This window comes from Marinobacter maritimus, assembly GCF_007671675.1.
Lineage (GTDB): Bacteria > Pseudomonadota > Gammaproteobacteria > Pseudomonadales > Oleiphilaceae > Marinobacter > Marinobacter maritimus.
This window is the reverse complement of record NZ_VCGW01000004.1, coordinates 52,978-74,900: the sequence shown is the minus strand read 5'-3', so window position 1 is coordinate 74,900 and position 21,923 is coordinate 52,978. Positions and strand designations below refer to the sequence as shown.

Genomic DNA, 21,923 nt, shown 5'->3' with positions numbered 1-21,923 from the left:
TTGAATTTCAGTAGTGATTGTGTAGCAGCTTTGTTACATCAGGTGATAGCCTGAGAGCTGTCTCACACTGCCTTCATGGTCTTTTTACACTTTCCTCAAAAACCGGGTTCCTGCGGTTTTTTACGCGGCCACACCAGGCTGAAACGCGCACCGCCAAGGCTGTCACTCCTGCTTACGAACGCCTGCCCGTTATGCCAGTACAGAATGCGGCGTACGATGGAGAGGCCCAGCCCATACCCACCCGAGGTGCGTGTGCGACTGTCGTCAAGTCGAGCGAACGCTGTAAACACCTTTTCCCACTCTTCTTCCGGGATACCCGGGCCATCATCCTCCACATCAACCCGGCAATGATCTTCATCGATATGACAGCGAACAAGCACTTTGCCCGTTGCGTAGCGTCCGGCATTCCCAACAAGGTTCTGGATAGCACGGTGGATGTAGCGCGGCTCAACGTCGGCCATAGCCAAGCGCTCTGTCTCTTCATCGATTTCGCCTGCAATGCTCAGAGCAGGCCGGACGCGCTGCTGTTCCGCCACAACCTGAGTCACGATGTCCGTGACGGAAGCCTCCTCAAGCGAAAACACCGGACCACCCTGCTCAAGGCGAGCATAGGTCAGGATTTCGTCAATCAGTTCGTCCAGCTCCTGAATATCGCCATCGATACCGTCAAGCTGCTTCTGCAGGGCTTCCTGGCCCTGGCAATCCTCAATCATCTGCACGCCAAAGCGAATGCGGGCAACCGGTGTTCTCAGTTCGTGGGAAACCGCATGAATCATTTCACGCTGAACGTTCACAAGACGCTGTATATGCTCCGCCATGCCGTTAAAGGCCGCAGCCAACCGTGACACGGTAGTGCCCTCGCCCGCCTCTACTCGCGCACCCATCTCCCCGCGGGCAATTCGAACGGCAACGGATTCCACTTTACGCAAATTGCTGTCCAACCCACGGAGAACGAGAATCAGAGACAAAGCCAGAATGCTGCCTGACACCACCAGCAACAGCAAAACAACAGGCCATGCCCAGGGGTTGAAGGGCTCCTGCAGGGTAACCTGAATCAATTCGCCGTCTGCCAACTGCACAAGAACCCGCCCTTCCCCGTTTTCGTGATAAAAAGCGGAGCCGCGGCTGTAAACCCGCTCCAGAACCTCATCACCCGGCAAGGAATCAGGGCCCTGAACCCTGAGAACGGTCACATTCAGACCCGCTGCCAGCCGCTCAACCGCCTCTTCCCGCTCCTCATAACCGGCTGCATCCAGGTGCACACGTAAAATCTGTGCAGAGGCCACAGCGATATCCCTGTAAGGGTCAGATGCCCTGAACTGCAGAGCCTCACCGTGAAACCCGGTGATGAGAAACCGATATCCCAGGCTGGTTTCTACCGCCACCACCTGGTCATAGCCCAGGCGTTCACGGATAACCTCGGAAAGCATGAGTTCGCTGGCACCTGCGGCCCTGAGATCGTACCGGGATACCAGCCAATGGTACTGTTGCTCCGGCGCAGGTGAGGAAGCCAGCCAACGCATCAGCGGTTCAGAGAATCGCTCATGCCAAAACTGGGAACGTACGGAGTTGATACCAACGAACAGGGCAACACAAAGCAATATCACCAGCGCAGCAAGGCTGGCCAGGCGGGCATAGAGCTTGAGGGAAAACTTCAGGGGCATGTCAACGAACCCTGGCAGGAATACGCCGACCGGAAACCCCGGGCCGGCGTTAAGAGCTGAATTGTCAGGCTTCTTTCACAAACAGATAGCCTTTACTTCGAACCGTCTTGATCCTGCGGGGATGGATAGGATCGTCGCCGATTTTCGGACGGATCCTGGAAACACGGACATCAATGGACCTGTCCTGACCATCGTATTCGATGCCCCGCAACGCGGTGAAAATCTCTTCACGGCTCAGCACTCGACCGGCGTTGCTGGCCAAAAGCCAAAGCAGATCGAACTCGGCGCTGGTCAGGTCAATACTCACATCGCTAAGCCAGGCTTCACGCATGGAGCGATCTACCACGAGGTCATTGAACTGCAGGCGCGAAGGCTCTTCGCCATTTGCTTCATCCGCACTGTTTTGCGCATTTTCCGTCACACGGCGCAGCAAGGCGCGGATACGGGCAAGAAGCACACGGGGCTTAACAGGCTTGCCGATGTAGTCGTCCGCGCCCATTTCCAGACCAAGCACCTGGTCCAGATCATCAGTACGCGCAGTCAGCATAATGATAGGGCCGGAGTAAAACGGTCGCACACGGCGGCAAATGGAAAGACCATCTTCACCAGGCAGCATCAAATCCAGCACAATAAGATCTGGTTGCTCGTTGCGGATGCGCTCTACGGCATTGCCGCCATGCGTTTCGAGTGATACAGCCAAGCCGTTGCTTTCGAGGTATTCCCGGGTCAGCTCGGCCAGCCGCTCATCATCTTCGACAATAAGAATTCGCCAACTTTCGTTTGTCTGTTCCACGCGGTCCATCTCTGATTTTATTTTTCCGGGTTCAGTTTGTTGCCTGCATCTGACGATACAGACAACCTGATGTAACAGCAATTATACATGCTATTCAGAAATATACATGGAGCTATCCTGCGGTTACGCGCAGTGACAAACACTGAGCCCGGCCGAGCTCTGCCCGGGTCACGCCGGCTCACTCAGGAAAGTGGCCGACCTTGGGCGATTTCTTCGTCGGTTGCTTCACGGCGCTCAATGACTTCCAGGTCAAAATACAGGGTGAAACCGGCCAACGGGTGATTGGCATCGACCCGGATGAGATTGCCGTCGATTCCCATAACCTGAACAATCTGTGCATTGTCGCCAGTATTGGTCTGGAATTTCATGCCGACCTGCAGGTTTTCGACACCTTCAAACATGGATTTGGGAATCTTCCGAACCAGATCTTCCCTGTGTTCGCCATAGGCCATCGAGGGTGGAACGGTCACCTCCAAACAGTCCCCGGCATTGCGATCTTTCACGGCCTCCTGGATACCTTTGATGATATCGGGGCTACCGTAAAGAAAGTGCAGCGGCTCACTGCCCTCGGAGGTATCAACCAACTCTCCGATCTTGTTCTTCAGCACATAATGAACGGTAAAAACGTCCGGTTTTTCTTGAGAAGCTTGCATCAGGCTTTCGAGTTTCCTGTATCCGATGGATTTTCTGTCATTTGCAGACCGTGGATCACAAGACCGCGATCCAGTTTTTCACGCAGCCCTGAAGGCTGATGCAGGCTCATTCGTTGCAGCAACTCTGCATACCGACCCTGTTCATCCTTGGCGCGAATGGCTTGCAGGAGGGCCGACAGTTTACCACGGCGAGTCGCCGTTTCAGTCTTCAGTTTTTTGAGTGCCTTACCCAGAACCAGCTCCTGATCAGTAAAGTCCCGACCAAAGGGAAACGCCGGGAACCACTCTTTGCCTCCAGCCTCTGAAAACAGCTTTGCGATGGCCTCCGGAGTGTTATTCAGCCAGCTCGCAGGCAACCGGAATGCCACATCGACCTTTCCGGCTTTCTGAGCCCGTCTGAGCAGACCCTGCTGAAAACGGGAATCTGCGATGCGGATCAGACGCAGATACACCTGTTCATCTGACTGCCCGCGCAGATCGGCAATGCCGTACTCGGTGATCACGACGTCCCGAAGATGGCGTGGAATCGTGCAATGCCCATAATTGAAAAGAATGTTCGAAACCACTGTGCCTTGAGCTTTACGAGTACTTCGCAAAGCGATAATGGAGCGGGCTTCCGGCAATTCGTGGGCCATGGAAACAAAATTATACTGACCACCGACACCGCTGATGACGCGGCCATCCTCCAGCCCGTCGGAAACCGCCGCGCCACTCAGGGTATACATCATGGCCGTATTGATGAACCGGCTGTGTATCCGCTGGGCCGCCTTGAGTCGCTGATTGCCAAAGCGATGATCGTAAAGGTGGTTTATAAAATTGACACTCGTCATGCAGATACGATTGCGATCTTCATCTGAAAGCTCGCGAAGCGACTGATAAAACTGCTGGGGGCCAACATAGAACCCGCCGTGCATCGCAACTCCCCCTGTAAGACGCTCACCGAGGGCCAGAGCGCCAATCGCCTCCCTTGCCCCTGGGTCATCCAGGTCCGCGTCCAGTGAATCCTCTCCAATCCGGAGTCGGCCGCCCTTGAATTCAACCGTTGCGCGGAGAATCCCGTACCGCGTCAGCCAGGCTACATCCCGGGCCCGCATAGGTGAATCAATAAGCCCCTCCCTGCGAAGCACATCCAATGTAGCCAGCGAAACCTGTTCATCAATTTCGCCATTATTGATCAGTATTTGCAGATCAGCATGATCATATACCTCTCGCCGGACGACCCCAGCCTGCATAAGATACAGAAAGCCATCCACCATCATTTCACTGCAACCATAAAGGCCTTTTTCGAAGGTTCCGGTTCCACCTTCTTTTTCCACCAGAGGGAAATTTTCAGCGACCTTCAGATAATCAAAAATAGTCCGCCAGGCATCGTTATCGCTGTGGCGAAGAATTGCGCTATGCACCAGAGCTGCTCCGAGAGAGCCGATGCCCAGCTGCAGGGTCCCGCCGTCCTTGAGCATCGCACTGGCGTAAAAGCCAATCAGGTGATCCTCCGGACTGATGGCCATTTGGGGTGCAGAAAACAGCGGATATTCCGAAGCCTGATGTTCAAACACCATATCAAACTCATCTTCGGCCACGGCAGCATCACGACCGAACCAGGGAAGCTGGCGATTGATTTCGCCCACGATGGCCACCGGATTACCTTCAGCTTCCCGCGCACGAAGCATTGGCAACAGATCAAGACTCAAATCCGGGTTGCAGCTGAAGCTGACCGTGCCCGGAGCATCATGCAGTTCACCGGGCGATACCATCTGAGCCACCACATTGACACCCAGGTCCATCAGGTCACGCGCGGCATGAGTGTAATTCGTGCATACATAGTGACGCTGCTGGCTACGGTTATTGAGATAACTACCAGCTTTGAAGAAAAATTCGGAAACCTGAACATTGGGCGGCAGGCAGTTATTGCTGACATCACGGGCATACTGCAAATCCGGAATATCACCGTAAAGGCGCTCTGCAAACGGCCCCATGAAACGCTTTTCCAGGGACGAACTTCCGGTGGGAGCCAGAAGTGACAGCGCTGTAAAGATGTGAAGATTTATCTCCGGGTCATCCTTGGCCCTCTGATAAAGCGCATTAAGAAAGCGGATCGGCTTTCCGAGCCCGAGAGGCAGGCCCAACATGATTTTTTTGCCAACCCGCTGGATAACTTCATCCACGCAACGCTCCGGGTCATTCAAACGTTGTTTGCTGCTTACCGCCATATACGCATCCTCATGATCAATCAGCGTGTAGCCATCAGTGAATCATCACATGACAAATCTAACCAGACAATGCATCAGATCATGGTTGCGAGCGTTAATCAGCTATGGCTTGAAGAATCAGATAAATAAAGAGGAAAACTGACGGCTGCTCGGGGTGAGCGGGAGGAGAAGGCCAACAGACCGTATATTCAGAGGCTGATTACGGGCTGCAGGGATCAGAAGTTCCATTTCAGGTTCAGGCTGGCACCTTCATTCAATAGCGCAACGCCGTGGTCCGCCTGAACAGGAGACGACGCGTACTGCTTACCGCTGTTATCTGTTCGCACCAGTGAGAGGCTTAGCAGGCGAGAGCCGATTTCAGCAACGGCATCTGCGGCGTCATCAAAATCCCCGGCCATACGTTGTTGAAGCTCATAAATGTCTTCAGCGGTCATGATTTCGCTCGGCTCATTAAACATGCGCTCAGATGCGTCAGCGCGAACCACAAATGCGGTAACGTTGAGAACAAGCAATGCGACAAAAATGCGAATAATCATGATACTTACGATGACCTTTTCATTGAACCGGAATAATACTTTCACCTTAGGCCAAAGTCTAACCTCTGGGCGACGAAAAGATGTGAATTCACACACAATTGCGCCGCCTTTTTGTCACCGGACTGCATTCTTTTTGTCAAAAAATAATCCGCAATGTTTCGAACTGTAACGACCACCTCGTCCGAAGCGGCCCATCCCTTTTGGTTCAATAACCTGGGTCAACGTTCAATAACACCCACCGTTCAGGGGCAAGGGTAAGTAAACTCCTTGTGAATGGTCTCAATCGCTTCCAGTGTATCCGGGCTAAGATCCACACTGAGCGAGCCAAGGTTTTCCCGAAGCTGCTCCATGGTAGTAGCGCCCACGATGTTACTGGTAACAAAGCTCCTGCTATTTACATAAGCCAGAGCCATCTGAACCGGAGACAGGCCATTTTGCCGGGCAAGCTCCACGTAGGCGCGAGTCGCATCTGCACCACCACCGCTGGTATAGCGGCTAAACCGCTCAAACAACGTCAGGCGGGCTTTCTCAGGCCATTTTCCGCCCATATATTTGCCAGACAACATACCGAAAGCCAGAGGCGAATAGGCCAGCAGACCCGTATACTCCCGGTGTGCTATTTCGGCCATGCCCACTTCAAAAGACCGGTTCAGCAGATTGTAGGGATTCTGGATGCTGGCAATCCGCGGCCAGCCTTTTTCGCCAGCCAGCCGCAGGTACTCCATCGTGCCCCAAGGCGTCTCGTTAGAGAGGCCGATATGCCGAACCTTTCCTGTTTGAACCAATCCATTGAGCGCTTCCAGAGTTTCCTCAATCGGCGTGGATTTCTCTTTCGAGTCGTGCTCATAACCGAGCTTGCCGAAATAGTTGGTGTTTCTATCCGGCCAATGCACTTGGTACAGATCAATATAATCGGTCTGCAAGCGCTTCAGACTGGCATCACAGGCTTTCACAATCTGATCGCGGGTCAGTCGCGGACCACCGCGCAAATAACCCAACCCATTCCCCGGCCCGGCGACTTTCGAGGCAATTACCAGATCATCACGGCGCCCTCGTTTGGCCAGCCAGTTGCCCAGATAGGTTTCGGTCAGCCCCTGAGTCTCTGCCCGCGGCGGCACCGGATACATTTCTGCGGTATCGATAAAATTCACGCCCTCAGCAGTGGCGTAATCCAACTGTTCAAAAGCATCCTGCTCAGTGTTCTGCTCGCCCCAAGTCATGGTGCCAAGGCAGATCAGGGTGACATCTATGTCCGTACTGCCGAGCTTTCGGGTTTGCATAGCATCTCCGGTTCAGATTGTTAAATAAGTAAAGAGAATGTCACAGGAGCGTCGCATAACTGTCACTCGTCACGCCCATAGTGAAGGCATGTCAAGGCAACTCCGGAAAACGTTGTGATGAAAAACAAGCAGGCCAGCCCGCGAAAGCACCACATTACCATCGTTTCTGAAACGTTTCCGCCCGAAATCAATGGCGTTGCCAACACGCTGAAGCACCTGTGCCAAGGGCTAATGCAGCATGGGCACAAAGTCACCGTTGTACGCCCACGGCAACGCCAAGAGCGCAAAGGCGTGATATTGAGCGCAAATAAAGCGCTGTTCTCGCAGGAATATGTTGTGGCGGGTCTGCCCCTGCCCGGCTATGCCGATCTGCGTTTCGGCCTAGCCAAAAGCAGCGAACTCCGGCAGCTCTGGCATACCAACCGGCCGGACGCAGTTTATGTCGCTACCCAGGGGCCTTTAGGCATAGCTGCAGTCTCTGCGGCAAGAAAAATGGGCATCCCTGTCAGCTCTGGCTTCCACACCAACTTTCACCAGTACAGCCAATACTACGGCGTCGGGGCTCTGGAAAAGTTGCTTTGCGCCTATGGCCGCTGGTTCCACAATCGCACAGCGATAACGCTGGTTCCCACAAAGACAATGCAGCAGGTCACAGCAAAAATGGGCATCACGCCGACCGGCCTTTGGAGCCGTGGAGTGGATTGCAGCTACTTTACACCCAACAAGCGTGACGAATCGCTGCGCACACATTGGGGACTCGATGAAAACAGCTGCGCAGTGCTTTATGTAGGGCGACTGGCCGCAGAAAAAAACCTCAGGATGGCAGTGGCATGTTATGAGCGCATACGCAAGTTGCATCCTCGAGCCAAATTTGTACTGGTGGGTGATGGCCCGATGCGCAAACAGTTGGCCACGAAACACCCAGACTATATTTTTTGCGGCATCAAACGTGGCGAGGATCTCGCCCGCCATTATGCATCCGGTGACCTGTTCCTGTTTCCCAGCAAAACCGACACATTTGGGAACGTCGTACTTGAAGCAATGGCTAGCGGTCTCGCCGTCGTTGCTTACGACGACGCCGCGGCCAGCGAACACATCCGCCACAAAGAAAACGGCATAAAGGCTCCACTGGCCATGGATGAGAAATTCATTAGCGGGGCTCTCCGATTGGTTAACCAACCAACTCTGCTCAGCCGTATTCGCGTCCAGGCACGGCTGGATGCGCTCCAACTGAGCTGGGACTCGCAGATCGAAAAATTCGAGCAACTCGTGCTAAACGAACGCCCAAAGGCCCAACATTATGCCATTAACAGGCAAAGCATCTCGCTTCTTTGAATTGGCAGATCAGCGTGAGTACGCCTTCTGTCAGAGCATCAATCGAATGGTCAGGTTCCGGCCGGTATTCTGCTATTTCCAGTTGGTAAGCCGGTTGGGTGACGGATGGTTCTGGTACGCCTTGATTTTGGCCACCCCCTTCGTCGCACCCCACGCTGGCGCTGGATTGGCGCTGCTGATGACACTCACAGGCCTGACCTGCACCTTGGTCTATAAACTCCTTAAACACTGGCTGATCCGCGAACGACCGTTTATATCCTTCCCGTCCATTAACTGCGGTACGCCTCCGCTAGACCGCTATAGTTTTCCTTCCGGACACACGCTTCACGCCGCGTGCTTTCAGAGCATGCTATTCACAACGACGCCCAAACTGGCGCTGGCCACCCTTCCATTTACATTGAGCGTGGCTGCATCGCGGGTTGTTCTGGGACTGCACTACCCCACCGACGTTGTAGCTGGTGCATTGATCGGAAGCCTGATGGGTTATCTGTCAACTTTGTACTTTCTCAGCGACTTCCTCGCCCTGTTTCCCGGCTGACCTTAATCGAACAACCGAAGCTGAGTAACGGGCGCATCATCATTGCGAAAACGCACACCCAGGCCCAGCAGGCGAACTGGCCGATCGCGATTGGTTACCAGCTCAGTCAGAAGTGGCAGGTAATCCTCAAAAGCCGGTTCCTTTATATTTTCCCGCACGCGTTCCAGAGTGTGCGTGGAAAAATCGCTGTACCGTATTTTGATAAACAGTTTGTGGATAGGCTTCTCCCGCCCTTTGCGAGAAAGCCGGAGGTTAAGATCGGCGGCCAGCGATGCCAGCACGGTTTCACAGGCCGACATATCGGGCAAATCCTGGGAGAACGTACGTTCTACACTCACGGATTTGGCAATCCGCGAAACCACCACAGGGCGCTCGTCCCGGCCATGGGCCATTTCATGCAGCCGATACCCCTGCTTACCAAAATGTTCGATCAACACCTCGACGCCCAGCGCCTGCAGATCACCACAGGTTTGTGCGCCAAGTGCATGCAGTTTCGCCGCTGTCACCTGCCCCACCCCGAACAGCTTCTCAACCTTCAGCTCCCGGACGAAATCGTTGATATCCTCAGGTTTTACCACAAACAGCCCATCGGGCTTTTTCCAGTCGCTGGCAATCTTGGCGAGGAATTTGTTGGGGGCCACGCCCGCAGAAATAGTGATCCCCACTTCCTTTTTAACCCGCTCCCGCAGGTACCGGGCCATCAGCGTGGCGCTGCCACGGTGATCGGTAATATCGGAAACATCCAGAAAGGCTTCATCCAGGGACAAAGGCTCAACAATATCCGTCAGTTCACGGAGAATGCTCATAATCTGCTGCGACACGACCCGATAACGGGGAATATCCGTTGGCACAGTTATCAGGCCCGGGCACAGCCGCCGGGCTTCACTGCCGGGCATAGCAGAGCGCACACCAAACGCACGGGCCTTGTAGTTGCAGGTGGTAACAACACCTCGGCCATCCGCACCGCCCACCGCCAGCGGAACATCTCGCAGTGTAGGGTCGTCACGCATCTCTACTGCCGCATAAAAGCAGTCACAATCCACGTGGATGATCTTGCGTTGAGGCATAATCACTGCGCTCGCGTCGGGTTTCTGTACATTTATACAGCCTTGTATCTTAAAGTAAGATGCTGAGAATGTCAGGAACTCCAAGATCACTACCGGATATCATCACGAGGCCCCATGACAAACCCCATTCCAGATTCTGAACGCACCGAAATAGAAGCAGCGGCATTTCGTCGTCTGGTTGGACATTTGCGCGACAACCCCGATGTTCAAAATATTGATCTGATGAATCTGGCCGGGTTCTGTCGCAACTGCCTTTCCAAATGGTACCGGGCAGAAGCCGGTGAGCGGGGCTTTGAGATGTCTGATCCCGCCGCCCGTGAAGAGATCTATGGCATGCCCTACGAAGAGTGGAAGGCGGCCAACCAGACCGGTCCCAGGCAGGACCACAAATAATGAACGTAAACGATGCACTGCGTATTCACCTGGCGTCGTTGGACGGTGGCCATGCGGATTTTGGTGACACTCTGGCTTTGATCGAACGGCACTTTACCTATCAGCCTACGGGTTTCCATAACGGCCCTGGATTCAATGCCGCCGGAGAAAACACAGGATCCTGCCAGGTGTTCGGCATTGCTCAATACTGTAACCTTAACGAGGCCGATACCCTCAAGCTATTTGCGCAGCATTATCAGCAGGTTCTGGACAACCCCGCCGATGAAAGCCACGCCAATATCCGACAGTTCATCAGTACAGGCTGGTCCGGCATCCGTTTTGAAAACCCACCGCTGCGCCTACGCGAAACACCACCCGAGCCAGACACCAGGGAAGAGACCCACTCATGAGTGACACCGCCACCTCCGGGATAAAACAGGGATTCCAGCTGAGAAGCGCCAGCGTTTCCATGACAGCTCTGGAACTCTACTATTTCGATAATGACGAATTTGAAGAAACATTGAGGGACAAGATCAGCCAGGCCCCCGGTTTTTTCCGGGATATTCCGCTTATCATCAGCCTGGAAAAGTACGAAGGCCTCGACAGTGAGCTGGATTTCTTCAAAATTATCGGCACCTGCCGGCGTAACAATATCCATGTTATTGGCGTTCGCGGAGGTAGTGACGATCAGCGACGGTTGGCCCGGGGAGCCGCTTTAGCCCTGATGCCTGGAACCGGCCAGAGAGACCGGGCCCATGACACTGGCGCCGCAGCTGAAAAAGCACCAGAGCCACCTGCAGCACCCGCACCTCGGGCTGCGCCGGATGTTGTGCCAGCCAAAATCATCAGCCAACCGGTTCGCTCAGGCCAGCAAGTCCACGCTCCCGATGGCGATCTGGTTATTCTGGCTTCGGTCCAGGCGGGCGCAGAAGTGTTGGCGGCAGGCAACATTCACATCTACGGACCACTGCGAGGCAGGGCCTTGGCGGGCATCCACGGAGCTGAATCTGCAAGAATCTTTTGCCAATCACTTGAGGCAGAGCTTGTGTCCATCGCAGGACACTATAAAATCTCCGAAGATCTTCAGGATAGTGGCTGGAAAAGCGCTGTGCAGATTCAGCTCAGGGACGACTTGCTGGTGGTAACGCCACTGGATAAGGCCTGACACCGGAATCAAGCCTAATAATTTGACCGGTTTAACCGGCAGACACGACGAATCCACCGAGACACAGGAATTGAACCTTGGCTAGAATCATTGTCGTTACCTCAGGAAAGGGCGGCGTCGGTAAAACCACCACCAGCGCCTCCATCAGCACCGGGATTGCCAAACGTGGCCACAAAACGGTCGTGATTGACTTCGACGTTGGCTTGCGCAACCTGGACCTGATCATGAACTGCGAACGCCGTGTAGTGTATGACTTCGTAAATGTCATACAAGGCGAAGCATCGTTGAGCCAGGCGCTAATCCGGGACAAACGGGTCGATACGCTCTATATCCTCCCAACCTCCCAGACGAAGGAAAAGGAAGCTCTCACCAAAGAGGGCGTTGAGAAAGTCATCAACGAACTCTCCGAAACATTCGACTACATCATTTGCGACTCGCCTGCCGGTATCGAGCACGGCGCGATGATGGCTTTGTACTATGCAGATGAAGCCATTGTCGTAACCAACCCGGAAGTTTCCTCTGTTCGGGACTCCGACCGGATTCTTGGCATTCTGCAAAGTAAGTCCCGGCGCGCTGAAATGGGCCAGGAACCGGTCAAAGAGCATCTGCTACTGACCCGTTATAACCCGGACCGGGTTGCGCGGGGCGAAATGCTTTCTGTAGGGGATGTCGAAGAGATTCTCGCCATTCCGTTGCTGGGCGTTATCCCGGAAAGCCAGATTGTTCTCAACTCCTCAAACCAGGGGTTGCCGGTTATTCTGGAAGCCGAAAGCGATGCCGGCCAGGCTTACGATGACGCAGTTGCACGCCTTCTGGGTGAGGAGCGTGAACAGCGCTTCATGACCAACCAGAAAAAAGGCTTCTTCTCACGGATGTTCAAAGGAGGCTGACGGATGAGTTTCCTCGATTATTTCAGAGGCAAAAAGACCGGCTCCGCCAATGTGGCAAAAGAACGGCTGCAGATTATTGTGGCCCACGAGCGCGGCCAGCGCGACCAGCCCGACTATCTGCCGCAATTGCAGCAGGAACTGTTGGCGGTGATCCGCAAATATGTCCAGATCAGTGATGATATGGTCCAGGTAGAAGTTGACCGCAACGGCAGTTGCTCCGTTCTGGAGTTGAACGTAACGCTGCCGGAACGCTGAAGCCAGCTCAGGCCAGACCGCCTGACATGAAAAAAAGCACCTGCCCGGTTCTGTACAGGCAGGTGCCCTTCACTGAGACTTGGCCATTACCACCGGGCGAAATGGTCCTCGGCCAACCCCTTCAAGCCCTGAATAGCAATCTTTTCGCCTCCCTCATCAGTAATGATTCCATTAAAGGTACCAACATACTGCCGGAAATTGGACGCCATAATCCCCGCGTTGAGCTTTTCTTTCCTTGCGGCTGCGGGCTCAAAGTGCAGATCAACCCGGCCATCTTCGGTGCTCACATGCCAGTCGCCTCCGGGATGATAACGATCAAAGTGAAACCGGGCAGCACCGAGCTTCTGGCATTGTCCATCCAGCCAGAGCGCATTTTCTGTCATGCCGGTTTCATTAACACCGGCGGCCAGGTTAATGCCTATGGAACGGCCATCCGTTAAACGGCCGGCCAGGCTTGCCCAGTTCCAGGCGGTTTCACGGCGCATGAAGCCGCAACTCCAGTCAATTGCACCACGGGTGGTCTCATCACACCGCCAGAGGCGATGGTCCCAGCGGACCTCACCCTCCACCGGCAGGCCCGCCGACTTTCGGGTAAACACCCAACCGTTGTAGCCCGCCGGGCAAAGCAGACGCAGAGGATCATTATCCTCTTTCAGCGTTAGCTCCACGCGGATACCGCCAGGCGCGGATACAGAGATACTCCTGCCCCCGGCAAAAGGCAGAATGCGCATGATAACCTCACCTTTAGTAAAGGAGGCTGCCCCATGTTCTGGATAGGGCTCAATCCGGGTGCCCAGCGCCAACGGGCTCATGAAACTGTGTTCCAGCATTTGTCTGGAGGCGAAATCGTAAAGATAGAAAAAACCACTTCCCATCAATTTCAAATCTACAATAGCCAGGCCAAACACCCACCCAGGTCCCGTCGCGCTGACGAACTGAAACTGGTTGAAGCCCCACCGCCGGGCCAGCTCCGAACGCGGGCGATCCATCACGGTTCGCAAGTCGTAATCCAGATAGTTTATTTCATCTACGGGCCGGTCAAGCACACCCGGTGAGATGCGCCCCTTTGCATCAATCAGTTTTGTGTTGGTCATTGTTATCGTCAGATCGGGCCAATTTTACGAACTGCTTCACCGGGCCGCTACCTGGTTCACAATCCCCTGGTTCAGGAGACATAACGCCCAACGCCTCATGTTAGACTCGGCCTCCTTATCGCCAAGGAAGTGTAGCTTATGAGAAAGACCGAAGCCCATGGATTGAAAGGCTGGGCCTCAGTCATCAGCGGTGTGATTTGCGCCCTGCTGGTTTCTGCGATAGCAGCTGCCACCGCCCGCGCGGCACTGCCGACCGAAGACAGCGAGGCATGGAGCCTGCGCAAGGAAACCGGCGATATTCGTGTATACACCATGGAGCAAAGCGACTCCAGTTTTCAGGCATTCAAAGCAGAGGCTCTGCTCGACGCCCCCATCGAAGCCATAATGGCTGTCATGGTGGATCCGGCATCCTGTATTGAGTGGGTGCTGAACTGCTCCGAATCCTACGGCGTGGGCAAAAACAGCTTTCATGATCGCTATGCCTACTCTGTTAATGACATGCCGTGGCCGGTAACAGATCGTGATTATGTTCTGAATATCCGCACACGCGGTAACGAGTCTGCCGGTGAAATCATCATGGAGATGAGCGCCACCCCCGGCAAACGGGCAGAAATCAGCAACCGGATAAGGGTTGATCGCTCAGACACCCTGTACCGGTTTATCCCCGAAGGCACCAAAACCCGAATGATCTGGCTACAACACACAGACCCGAACGGCGCACTGCCGGGATGGCTTGTAAACACGCTTCTGATTGATATACCGGTGAGGTCCATGGAAACGTTGGAACGGGTATCTGCCCAAGAGCGCTATCAGGGCTTCAGCCTGGTATATGACGCAGATGGCCGCCTGGTTAATGTAAGGCAACCTGACGGCAACTGAGGGGTGACGGGCAGAGTGCGAAGCGCTAAGCTCTGGGGAAAAGATTCATAAGGCAGAAAACATCCGATGACCGTGCTTGCTCGCGAGATAATGACACCCAGCATCAAGGCGGTACCGCAATCCTGGACTATGGATCGCCTGGCCCGCTTTCTCACCGACAACGAAATTACCGGCAGCCCTGTTACGGATGAATCCGGTGACATTGTTGGCATTGCCACACTCAAAGACATCACAGAATTCCGCTGGAATGCCAAGCGATCCGAGCCCGGCAATGAACTCACCGTGGAAGACCAACAGGAAGCAAGGCGTTTACGCTTGGTGCTTTTTGAGGAAATGGGCAAAGTGCCGGTAGAAGTCAGGGATATCATGACGCCCATCGTATTATCGGTTGACGAAACAACGCCGGTGCGCGACATTGCCAACATCATGATGAGCGAGCATCTGCACCGGATTTTTGTCACCCGGGATGCAAAGATAACCGGCATTGTAACGACATATGATATGCTGAAAGTCGTCTCGAATGAGGAGCTTACGAAACGCTGCGCCAGTAACAGCTGAACCATCACAGAGGTAGCGCCCCCTATGCCCAGAACACCGGAAAGTGCACCGAAAGCTCAAAAAACAATGTACGTCCTCGATACCAACGTCCTGATCCACGACCCGAACGCCCTCCTCAACTTTGAAGAACACGATGTCATCATCCCGATGACCGTCCTTGAAGAACTCGACGGCCTGAAATCCGGTAAGCAGAGTGTCGCGGCTGATTGTCGCCAGGCAATCCGCACCATCGACCGGCTACTTGGTGACGCGAGCCCCAAGGATATTGAAAAAGGTGTACCCATCGTTCGGGCCAAGATGGCGAAGCCCCTGGGCACGCTCTCCATATTGATGAGCACCGAGCACACCGGCAACCACTCACTGCCCGAGCACCTGAACGACAACAAGATCATCAACACCCTCGCTGCGCTTCAGGAACGGCACAAGTCCCGGGATATCATACTGGTCAGTAAAGACATCAACATGCGCTTGAAAGCCCGTGGCTTTGGTGTCGAGGCCCAGGACTACCAAAACGACCAGTTGGTTGATGACATTGACCTGCTTCCAAAAGGCTATATCGAGTTCCCGAACTCCTTCTGGGACACCATTGCCAAAGTGGAAACCCAGCAGCGCGAGGGGGTAACCGAACATATCCTCAAACGCGAAGGCGAGTTGGCAAAACTCAACATCAACGAGTTTGTGCTTGATGAACAGGGCTTTATCGGCAGAGCAGTCAATATCACCGACACTCAGGTGGTCATCCGGGATTTGCACCAGCACGATCTGATGAACGAAGAGGTCTGGGGCTTGGTGCCCCGGGATATCTATCAGGCTATGGCCCTGAACCTGCTGCTTGATCCGGATATCCACCTGGTCAACCTCACCGGCTCAGCCGGCTCCGGTAAAACCATTCTGGCGCTGGCGGCCTGCATTGAAATGACCGTTGCCAGCAAGCTTTACAAGCGGATTATTACCACACGCTCTACCCAGGGCCTGGATGAGGATATCGGTTTTCTGCCCGGCACCGAGGCTGAAAAAATGGAGCCTTGGCTGGGCGCCATCGTGGATAACCTCGAAGCACTGCACGAAGACGATGAGAACATGACCGCCAGTGTGGACTACATTCTCAGCAAGGTGCCCCTGCACTTCAAATCCATGAACTACATTCGTGGCCGCAGCTTCCAGCACAGCCTGATCATTATTGATGAGTCCCAGAACCTGACTCCACACCAGATCAAGACCATCATCACCCGCGCGGGTAACGGCTCCAAGGTGATCTGCCTGGGCAACCTGGCGCAGATCGACACACCCTACCTGAGTGCTCTGAGCTCTGGCCTGACCTACATGACCGAACGCTTCAAGAACTTCGGTCACGGCGGGCACATTCACCTGCAAGGTGTGCCGCGCTCACTGCTTGCGGAGTTTGCGGAAGCCAACCTCTGATACAGAGCCAAAAAAGCCGGGGTCAAGGCCCCGGCTTTTAACGCTCTGGCACTCACACCCGGTAACGACTGACCTGATCTGACATATCTGCCGCCAGCGCCTTAAGCCGCTGTGTTGCCAAGCCTGCCCGATAGGTCCCCTGAGCTGTCTGCTCCGTGATCGCAACAATCTCGTGAACGTTCTGGTTGATGGTCTCGGAAACGCTGGTCTGCTCCTCGGCGGCACTGGCAATCTGGGTGTTCATATCGTTGATCGTACCGGCCGCCTGATTGATTCTCTGCAGCGCATCATTCACCTTGCGCGTCTCCGCAACGGCGGCCTCACTGCGCTCACTGATCGAACCAATCACCTTCACTGCGTTGCCAGCACCGGACTGTAGCCGCTCGATGGTTTCCTGGATTTCCTGAGTGCTCTTTTGGGTCCTGCTTGCCAGCGTGCGAACTTCATCTGCCACAACCGCAAAGCCCCGACCCGCTTCGCCGGCGCGTGCCGCTTCGATGGCAGCATTCAGGGCAAGCAGGTTTGTCTGGTCAGCTATTTCACGGATCACCTCCAGAACGCTGTCGATCTTGCGGGAATCAGCACCAAGCTTCTCAATAACTTTAACGCCCTCTTCAACCTGCTCGGACAAGCCACCGATCACATCGATGGTCTGATGTACCAGCCCCTGAGCATCGCATACCTGCACGTTGGCTTGGTCCGCTGCATCAGACGCTTCACTGGCGTTATTGGCAACCTCCTGAGCAGCGGCGGTCATCTCGTTCATGGCCGTCGCGACCTGATCACTCTCAGATTTCTGCCGTTCTACTCCCTGCTCTGCCTCCCCCATTATCTGATTCAGCTCCGTAGAAGCTTCATTCAGAGTGCGAGTGGACGAAAGTACCCGCTCAACCAACCCGTGCACCTGGTCTGCAAAGCTGTTGAAAGCCGTCGCGAGCTGGCCCAATTCGTCCTTGCCGCCTACCTCCAACCGACGGGTCAGGTCGCCATCGCCACTGGCGATGTCATTCATGGCAGATACCGCCGATTTAAGTGGCCCGATAATGCTGCGCACTACAATCAAGGCTAAAAACACGATGATGGCCAATGCGATCAACGAAGTGGTTACTGAACCGATTACTGCGCTACTGAGGGCCTCCCCGACTTTCTTGTCCATGGCAGCGACCTGTTTTTCCAGGCCATCTACCCAAAACCCGGTACCAATCATAATATCCCACTTCGGAAGCATCACTGCATAACCAAGCTTCGCTGCAACCTGACCTGTGCTCTCGTTCCGCCACTCATAGGAAACATAGTCACCGCCACTACGGGCCACTCTGACCAGTTCGCGGATCAGATAGGTACCGTTGGGATCCTGAACGTCCCAGAGGTTCTTGCCTTCTAATGCCGGATTTGCGCCATGCATAACGGTCAGGCCACGGGTGTCAGTGGCGAAGATATAACCCGGAATGCCGGAGTCATCGAAACGTAGCTGACGCAGGATATCCCATGCCTGCGCTCGAACCTCGGGATCATTAGCCGAGCCAGGCTGATTATAAAGATGACTAATTGAGGTTCGCGCAAGTTCGATATAGTTTTTAAGTTCCTGGCGCTTGCTCGCCTCCATATCCGAGTAAAACCCGGCCAACGCTTCATCACCAATGTCTTTGGCCTGCTTCAGGTTATACGTGGTCAAAAGCACCGTTAGTAAACCTACAGGCACCAGGGCCAGAAGCAGCACCCGTGTTTGAATGGTCAGATTTTTCATGTCAGGCGATTCTTCTGTCTATTGCGGGAATGGGCCGGAACTCCGGCCCTGAAAAAGAACCCGCGATAGTAAGAACACCCGAACAAATTTTCACTAAGAGTATTACGTATTTTTTATACAGAGTGTAAACACTCGTACCATTATCAATCGATCGGTGATCACCATACGAAACATGGTTTTACCATGAGTCAGTCTTTAAACTGAACTTTATCCAGACCGTGCTTCTTCATTTTGTCGTACAACGTTTTGCGGGCAACACCCAATTGCACCATGGTGTCCTTGATACTGCCGTTGCAAGCGTTGAGCGCACTGGTCAGCACCGAATGCTCAAAGCTGTCCATCATTTCGGTGAGGGTTCGCCGCCCACTCACATCGGCCTTGGCTGCCGGCTCACCTTCCTCCAGAGCCGCTGCACCCAGCAGCACATAGCGCTCTGCCAGGTTGCGCAACTCACGTACATTGCCCGGCCAGCTGTGGTGCATAAGCCGCGCGGCCTGGCTGGCATCCAGTGGCACGCTTTCCCGGTCGTAACGAGCGGCGGCAATCAAAACAAAGTGGTGAAACAACATCGGGATGTCTTCTTTGCGCTCGCGCAACGGCGGAATATCCACTTTCACCACATTCAGCCGGTAATAAAGATCCGCGCGAAAACGGCCTTCGTCACTGAGGGTTTTGAGATCGGCTTTGGTAGCCGCAATAATGCGCACATCCAGTTCCTGAACCTGATTGCTACCCAGGCGTTCGACCTTTTGCTCTTCCAGCACTCTGAGCAGCTTGATCTGCAGCGGCATGGGCATGCTTTCAACTTCATCCAGGAACAAGGTACCACGGTGGGCATGCTCGATCTTGCCAATGCGGCGTTTATCCGCACCGGTAAACGCCCCGGCTTCGTGGCCAAACAGCTCACTTTCAATCAGGTTTTCCGGAACAGCACCGCAGTTGATCGCCACAAAATTGTGCGCGCCACGCGGTCCGCTTTCGTGGATATAACGAGCCAGAGCATCCTTGCCGGAGCCGGTCTCACCAAACAGCAGAATGTTCGCGGTAATGTCCAGTATCGGTGCGATGGTATCCATCACCTTGCGCATGCTGGGTGTATCGCCAAGAATCCTCGGGCCAGGCCGGGCCAGATGGCGCAGCTGGGCCTTCAGGCGACGGTTTTCCAGCGCGAGGTGCCGCTTCTCCAACGCATGCCTTAGCAGTTCGATCAGCTCGTCGTGATTAAACGGCTTCTCGATGAAATCATAGGCACCCTGCTGCATGGCGGAAACCGCCGTACTAATGTCGCCCTGCCCAGTCAGAATAATAACGGGAATAGTCTTGTCCAGAGCCTGAACGGCGCTCAGCATCTCAAGCCCGTCCATATCCGGCATGTTGTAATCACACAGCACCACGCCGTTGTATTCCGGCGTAATGGCTGCAAGGCCGGATTCGGCACTCTCAAAACAGCGCACAGGCATCTCTTCGAGAGTCAGCGCCTGAGCGATGGCATTACGGATGTGTGGATCATCATCCACAAAGATTACCGAGGGTTCTGTCATTCCGTGGCCTCCCGCTTTTTCAGGGTAAATTCGAATTCCGCACCGGATACATCACTGCGGTTGCGACCGGTAAGCCGGCCACCCAAGGCATCAGCAATCTGCCTTGAGATAGACAACCCGAGCCCGAGGCCTTGCTTGACTGACTTGGTGGTAAAGAAAGGTTCAAAAATCTGCTCTGTATTCGCCGGTAGTCCGGAGCCGTTATCCCGAACCAGACAGCACCAGCTCCCCTCTTTGCCCTCAACCTCTATGGTAATTTCCGGTTGCGCTTGGCCTTCAACAGCCTGCACAGCGTTGGCAAGCAAGTTAACCATCACCTGCTCAATGCGAATCAGATCCCCATGGCAAAAAACCGGGTGCTCAGGGCGGCCCCATTTAATATCAACACCCGCGCTGCTCTTCTGCGCCGTAATAATTTTCAGCGACGCATCCACCGACAGGCGAAAATCGACAATTGTTGGCGGACCTTCAGACTTGCGGGCAAAAACCTTGAACTGCCGGGTGAGCTCCGCCATCTTGTCGCAAAGGAGTACGATTTCACTGAGGTTCTCATCCACCATATCGGCGGCGCCTTTTTCCAGGAAGCGACGGCTATTTCTTGCGTAGGTCTGAATGGCGGTAAGGGGCTGGCTCATTTCATGATTAAGGCCCGCAGACATCTGCCCCAGCACCGCCAGCTTGGCTGCCTGAATAAGCTCTTGCTGGGTTTCCCGTAACTCACTCTGGGTGCGCTCCCGCTCCCGTATCTCGTCCAGCAGTTTGCGATTGGAACGCTCCAGATCTACCGTTCGCTCCGCCACGCTGAGCTCAAGCTGCTCGCCCCTGAGGGCCAGTTCCGCTTCGCGACGGTAACGCTCACGCAAGTAGAGCCAGGCCAGAAAACCACCGAAAAAGATCGCGACGCCTCCGGCCACAAACCCGAGCCGTGCCCAGATAACCGAGCGAGTGCTCACCATAACCTGCAGCGTCCAGTCCAGCCTGGGTAAAGGTGTTCGAACACTCAGGTACTCCCGGCCACCGCCATTCTCACTAATGCGTAACGTCTCGGAGGAGCCAGACAAGCCAAGGGGCTTCTCCTGATAGTTCAGGGCGACCGGTTTGAGGTCACGGCCCGGGTAACGCTGGCGCGACGCCTCACCTGGAGCGTCTTCGGCATTGCCGGTAAAATCCCGGTAAAGCCATTGGGACTTACTCGCCAGGAAGCTGACACCAGCTTCATCCAGCACCACCATTTCGGCCTCGCGTAAGGAACCTGGCCGGTGCCATTGAGACTCCAGCTCATGCACCAGTACTTTTACCGTAACAATGCCCAGAACCTCGGAGCCCTGCCCGCGAACCGGGTGAGAAAAGTAGAGGCCCCGAACGCCCGACATAAGCCCAAGTGCAAAGTAGACCGCCGAATGGCCGCTTTCCATCGCCTCATAAAAGTACGGCCTGAAGGCGAAATTCCGGCCTACAAAGCTGTCTGCCTGCTGGTAGTTATTGGCCGCAATCGTAAGCCCCGACGTGTCCATCAGATAAACATCGGAACTGCCCACAATCGTGGCCATGCGCTGCATCTGTTCGTTGGCCTGGTGAATAATGGCGGGATCGTCAGGAGAGCTCAGTGCGGCGGCAAGCAAGGGGTGCTCTGCCATAAGTTCGGGAATAGGCAGGTATCGGTTAAGCTCGTTCCCGACAAGCTGGCGATAGCGGAAAGACTCCTCAAGACTGTCCTGCTCAACCTGCCGGTAGCCAACCCAGCCACCCAGTATCCAGGACACCGCTAGGGTGACCACAAAGACAAAAAAAGCGCCTATCCGGTAGGACATAACCCGGTTCCCGCAACACCGTTAAAGGACGCCAGAGTATAGCCCGGCCCTTTGAAGGACAAGCGCAAAGAGGGCAAGCACGTTCAGTGCTGCGCCCTCCCCACACTTACCAA

The 21,923-nt window shown here is 54.6% G+C and carries 21 protein-coding genes; 10 read left to right on the top strand and 11 right to left on the bottom strand.

The genetic code is table 11. The features are described from left to right. Positions 1-95: 95 nt before the first annotated feature. From FFI90_RS15470 to FFI90_RS15445, 6 genes are all read right to left on the bottom strand, one after another. Positions 96-1,664: an ATP-binding protein gene (locus FFI90_RS15470; protein WP_144779175.1), complete on the bottom strand. Its 1,569-nt coding sequence runs from the start codon at positions 1,662-1,664 to the stop codon at positions 96-98. A gap of 64 nt (positions 1,665-1,728) precedes the next feature. Beyond that, on the bottom strand, positions 1,729-2,466 hold the full coding sequence (locus FFI90_RS15465; RefSeq protein ID WP_144779173.1) for a response regulator: 738 nt from the start codon (positions 2,464-2,466) through the stop codon (positions 1,729-1,731). Between the two features lie 173 nt (positions 2,467-2,639). Further along, a complete protein-coding gene (locus FFI90_RS15460; RefSeq protein ID WP_144779171.1) occupies positions 2,640-3,110 on the bottom strand; it encodes an FKBP-type peptidyl-prolyl cis-trans isomerase in 471 nt (156 codons plus the stop codon). Then, positions 3,110-5,320, bottom strand: coding sequence for an acetyl-CoA hydrolase/transferase C-terminal domain-containing protein (locus FFI90_RS15455; RefSeq protein WP_144779169.1), 2,211 nt, complete (start codon positions 5,318-5,320; stop codon positions 3,110-3,112). Before FFI90_RS15455 ends, FFI90_RS15460 begins: the two co-directional genes overlap by 1 nt. Positions 5,321-5,535: 215 nt before the next feature. Then, the gene (locus tag FFI90_RS15450) at positions 5,536-5,856 is read right to left on the bottom strand and encodes a hypothetical protein (protein ID WP_144779167.1); all 321 of its coding nucleotides are present in this window, start codon (positions 5,854-5,856) and stop codon (positions 5,536-5,538) included. Positions 5,857-6,098: 242 nt separating this feature from the next. Beyond that, on the bottom strand, positions 6,099-7,136 hold the full coding sequence (locus FFI90_RS15445) for an NADP(H)-dependent aldo-keto reductase (protein ID WP_144779165.1): 1,038 nt from the start codon (positions 7,134-7,136) through the stop codon (positions 6,099-6,101). A 117-nt stretch (positions 7,137-7,253) separates the two neighbouring features. Here FFI90_RS15445 and FFI90_RS15440 point away from each other — a divergent pair, with 117 nt between their 5' ends. Beyond that, on the top strand, positions 7,254-8,471 hold the full coding sequence (locus FFI90_RS15440; protein WP_144779163.1) for a glycosyltransferase family 4 protein: 1,218 nt from the start codon (positions 7,254-7,256) through the stop codon (positions 8,469-8,471). Next, positions 8,437-9,009: a phosphatase PAP2 family protein gene (locus FFI90_RS15435; RefSeq protein WP_144779161.1), complete on the top strand. Its 573-nt coding sequence runs from the start codon at positions 8,437-8,439 to the stop codon at positions 9,007-9,009. The genes FFI90_RS15440 and FFI90_RS15435 overlap by 35 nt, the downstream gene beginning before the upstream one ends. A gap of 2 nt (positions 9,010-9,011) precedes the next feature. Here the strand turns inward: FFI90_RS15435 and dinB are convergent, their stop codons facing one another. Continuing rightward, on the bottom strand, positions 9,012-10,076 hold the full coding sequence (gene dinB, locus FFI90_RS15430) for a DNA polymerase IV (protein ID WP_144779159.1): 1,065 nt from the start codon (positions 10,074-10,076) through the stop codon (positions 9,012-9,014). A gap of 114 nt (positions 10,077-10,190) precedes the next feature. Here dinB and FFI90_RS15425 point away from each other — a divergent pair, with 114 nt between their 5' ends. The 5 genes from FFI90_RS15425 (at position 10,191) to minE (ending at position 12,758) form a co-directional block, all read left to right on the top strand. Next, positions 10,191-10,469, top strand: coding sequence for a DUF1244 domain-containing protein (locus FFI90_RS15425; protein WP_144779157.1), 279 nt, complete (start codon positions 10,191-10,193; stop codon positions 10,467-10,469). Then, positions 10,469-10,858, top strand: a complete 390-nt coding sequence (locus FFI90_RS15420) for a HopJ type III effector protein (protein WP_144779155.1) — start codon at positions 10,469-10,471, stop codon at positions 10,856-10,858. The genes FFI90_RS15425 and FFI90_RS15420 overlap by 1 nt, the downstream gene beginning before the upstream one ends. Beyond that, a complete protein-coding gene (gene minC / locus FFI90_RS15415; protein ID WP_144779153.1) occupies positions 10,855-11,613 on the top strand; it encodes a septum site-determining protein MinC in 759 nt (252 codons plus the stop codon). Before FFI90_RS15420 ends, minC begins: the two co-directional genes overlap by 4 nt. A 77-nt stretch (positions 11,614-11,690) precedes the next feature. Next, a complete protein-coding gene (gene minD / locus FFI90_RS15410; RefSeq protein ID WP_144779151.1) occupies positions 11,691-12,503 on the top strand; it encodes a septum site-determining protein MinD in 813 nt (270 codons plus the stop codon). 3 nt (positions 12,504-12,506) lie between these two features. Continuing rightward, a complete protein-coding gene (gene minE, locus FFI90_RS15405) occupies positions 12,507-12,758 on the top strand; it encodes a cell division topological specificity factor MinE (protein WP_071266111.1) in 252 nt (83 codons plus the stop codon). A gap of 86 nt (positions 12,759-12,844) precedes the next feature. Here the strand turns inward: minE and FFI90_RS15400 are convergent, their stop codons facing one another. Continuing rightward, complete coding sequence (locus tag FFI90_RS15400; protein WP_144779149.1) at positions 12,845-13,852, bottom strand: DUF2804 domain-containing protein; 1,008 nt, start codon at positions 13,850-13,852, stop codon at positions 12,845-12,847. 138 nt (positions 13,853-13,990) lie between these two features. On the opposite strand from FFI90_RS15400, the gene FFI90_RS15395 reads away from it, so the two are divergent. The 3 genes from FFI90_RS15395 (at position 13,991) to FFI90_RS15385 (ending at position 16,711) form a co-directional block, all read left to right on the top strand. Then, entirely contained in the window at positions 13,991-14,731 is a 741-nt protein-coding gene (locus tag FFI90_RS15395) for an START domain-containing protein (protein WP_144779147.1), read from the top strand. 66 nt (positions 14,732-14,797) lie between these two features. Beyond that, positions 14,798-15,289, top strand: a complete 492-nt coding sequence (locus FFI90_RS15390) for a CBS domain-containing protein (protein ID WP_144779145.1) — start codon at positions 14,798-14,800, stop codon at positions 15,287-15,289. A 66-nt stretch (positions 15,290-15,355) separates the two neighbouring features. Beyond that, positions 15,356-16,711: a PhoH family protein gene (locus FFI90_RS15385; protein WP_144779545.1), complete on the top strand. Its 1,356-nt coding sequence runs from the start codon at positions 15,356-15,358 to the stop codon at positions 16,709-16,711. Positions 16,712-16,763: 52 nt separating this feature from the next. Here FFI90_RS15385 and FFI90_RS15380 read toward each other — a convergent pair whose 3' ends face one another. From FFI90_RS15380 to FFI90_RS15370, 3 genes are all read right to left on the bottom strand, one after another. After that, positions 16,764-18,458: a methyl-accepting chemotaxis protein gene (locus FFI90_RS15380; protein ID WP_144779143.1), complete on the bottom strand. Its 1,695-nt coding sequence runs from the start codon at positions 18,456-18,458 to the stop codon at positions 16,764-16,766. A gap of 188 nt (positions 18,459-18,646) precedes the next feature. Further along, positions 18,647-19,999: a sigma-54-dependent transcriptional regulator gene (locus FFI90_RS15375; RefSeq protein WP_144779141.1), complete on the bottom strand. Its 1,353-nt coding sequence runs from the start codon at positions 19,997-19,999 to the stop codon at positions 18,647-18,649. Next, entirely contained in the window at positions 19,996-21,810 is a 1,815-nt protein-coding gene (locus FFI90_RS15370) for a sensor histidine kinase (protein ID WP_144779139.1), read from the bottom strand. Before FFI90_RS15370 ends, FFI90_RS15375 begins: the two co-directional genes overlap by 4 nt. Positions 21,811-21,923: the final 113 nt, after the last annotated feature.

Coding starts and splice junctions, on each gene's coding strand:
- FFI90_RS15400 (WP_144779149.1), bottom strand. CDS start 13,852: ATGACCAACACAAAACTGATTGATGCAAAGGGGCGCATCTCACCGGGT.
- FFI90_RS15465 (WP_144779173.1), bottom strand. CDS start 2,466: ATGGACCGCGTGGAACAGACAAACGAAAGTTGGCGAATTCTTATTGTC.
- FFI90_RS15460 (WP_144779171.1), bottom strand. CDS start 3,110: ATGCAAGCTTCTCAAGAAAAACCGGACGTTTTTACCGTTCATTATGTG.
- FFI90_RS15470 (WP_144779175.1), bottom strand. CDS start 1,664: ATGCCCCTGAAGTTTTCCCTCAAGCTCTATGCCCGCCTGGCCAGCCTT.
- minC (WP_144779153.1), top strand. CDS start 10,855: ATGAGTGACACCGCCACCTCCGGGATAAAACAGGGATTCCAGCTGAGA.
- FFI90_RS15435 (WP_144779161.1), top strand. CDS start 8,437: ATGCCATTAACAGGCAAAGCATCTCGCTTCTTTGAATTGGCAGATCAG.
- FFI90_RS15425 (WP_144779157.1), top strand. CDS start 10,191: ATGACAAACCCCATTCCAGATTCTGAACGCACCGAAATAGAAGCAGCG.
- FFI90_RS15375 (WP_144779141.1), bottom strand. CDS start 19,999: ATGACAGAACCCTCGGTAATCTTTGTGGATGATGATCCACACATCCGT.
- dinB (WP_144779159.1), bottom strand. CDS start 10,076: ATGCCTCAACGCAAGATCATCCACGTGGATTGTGACTGCTTTTATGCG.
- FFI90_RS15455 (WP_144779169.1), bottom strand. CDS start 5,320: ATGGCGGTAAGCAGCAAACAACGTTTGAATGACCCGGAGCGTTGCGTG.
- FFI90_RS15395 (WP_144779147.1), top strand. CDS start 13,991: ATGAGAAAGACCGAAGCCCATGGATTGAAAGGCTGGGCCTCAGTCATC.
- FFI90_RS15390 (WP_144779145.1), top strand. CDS start 14,798: ATGACCGTGCTTGCTCGCGAGATAATGACACCCAGCATCAAGGCGGTA.
- FFI90_RS15385 (WP_144779545.1), top strand. CDS start 15,356: ATGTACGTCCTCGATACCAACGTCCTGATCCACGACCCGAACGCCCTC.
- FFI90_RS15420 (WP_144779155.1), top strand. CDS start 10,469: ATGAACGTAAACGATGCACTGCGTATTCACCTGGCGTCGTTGGACGGT.
- FFI90_RS15450 (WP_144779167.1), bottom strand. CDS start 5,856: ATGATTATTCGCATTTTTGTCGCATTGCTTGTTCTCAACGTTACCGCA.
- FFI90_RS15370 (WP_144779139.1), bottom strand. CDS start 21,810: ATGTCCTACCGGATAGGCGCTTTTTTTGTCTTTGTGGTCACCCTAGCG.
- FFI90_RS15440 (WP_144779163.1), top strand. CDS start 7,254: ATGAAAAACAAGCAGGCCAGCCCGCGAAAGCACCACATTACCATCGTT.
- FFI90_RS15445 (WP_144779165.1), bottom strand. CDS start 7,136: ATGCAAACCCGAAAGCTCGGCAGTACGGACATAGATGTCACCCTGATC.
- FFI90_RS15380 (WP_144779143.1), bottom strand. CDS start 18,458: ATGAAAAATCTGACCATTCAAACACGGGTGCTGCTTCTGGCCCTGGTG.
- minE (WP_071266111.1), top strand. CDS start 12,507: ATGAGTTTCCTCGATTATTTCAGAGGCAAAAAGACCGGCTCCGCCAAT.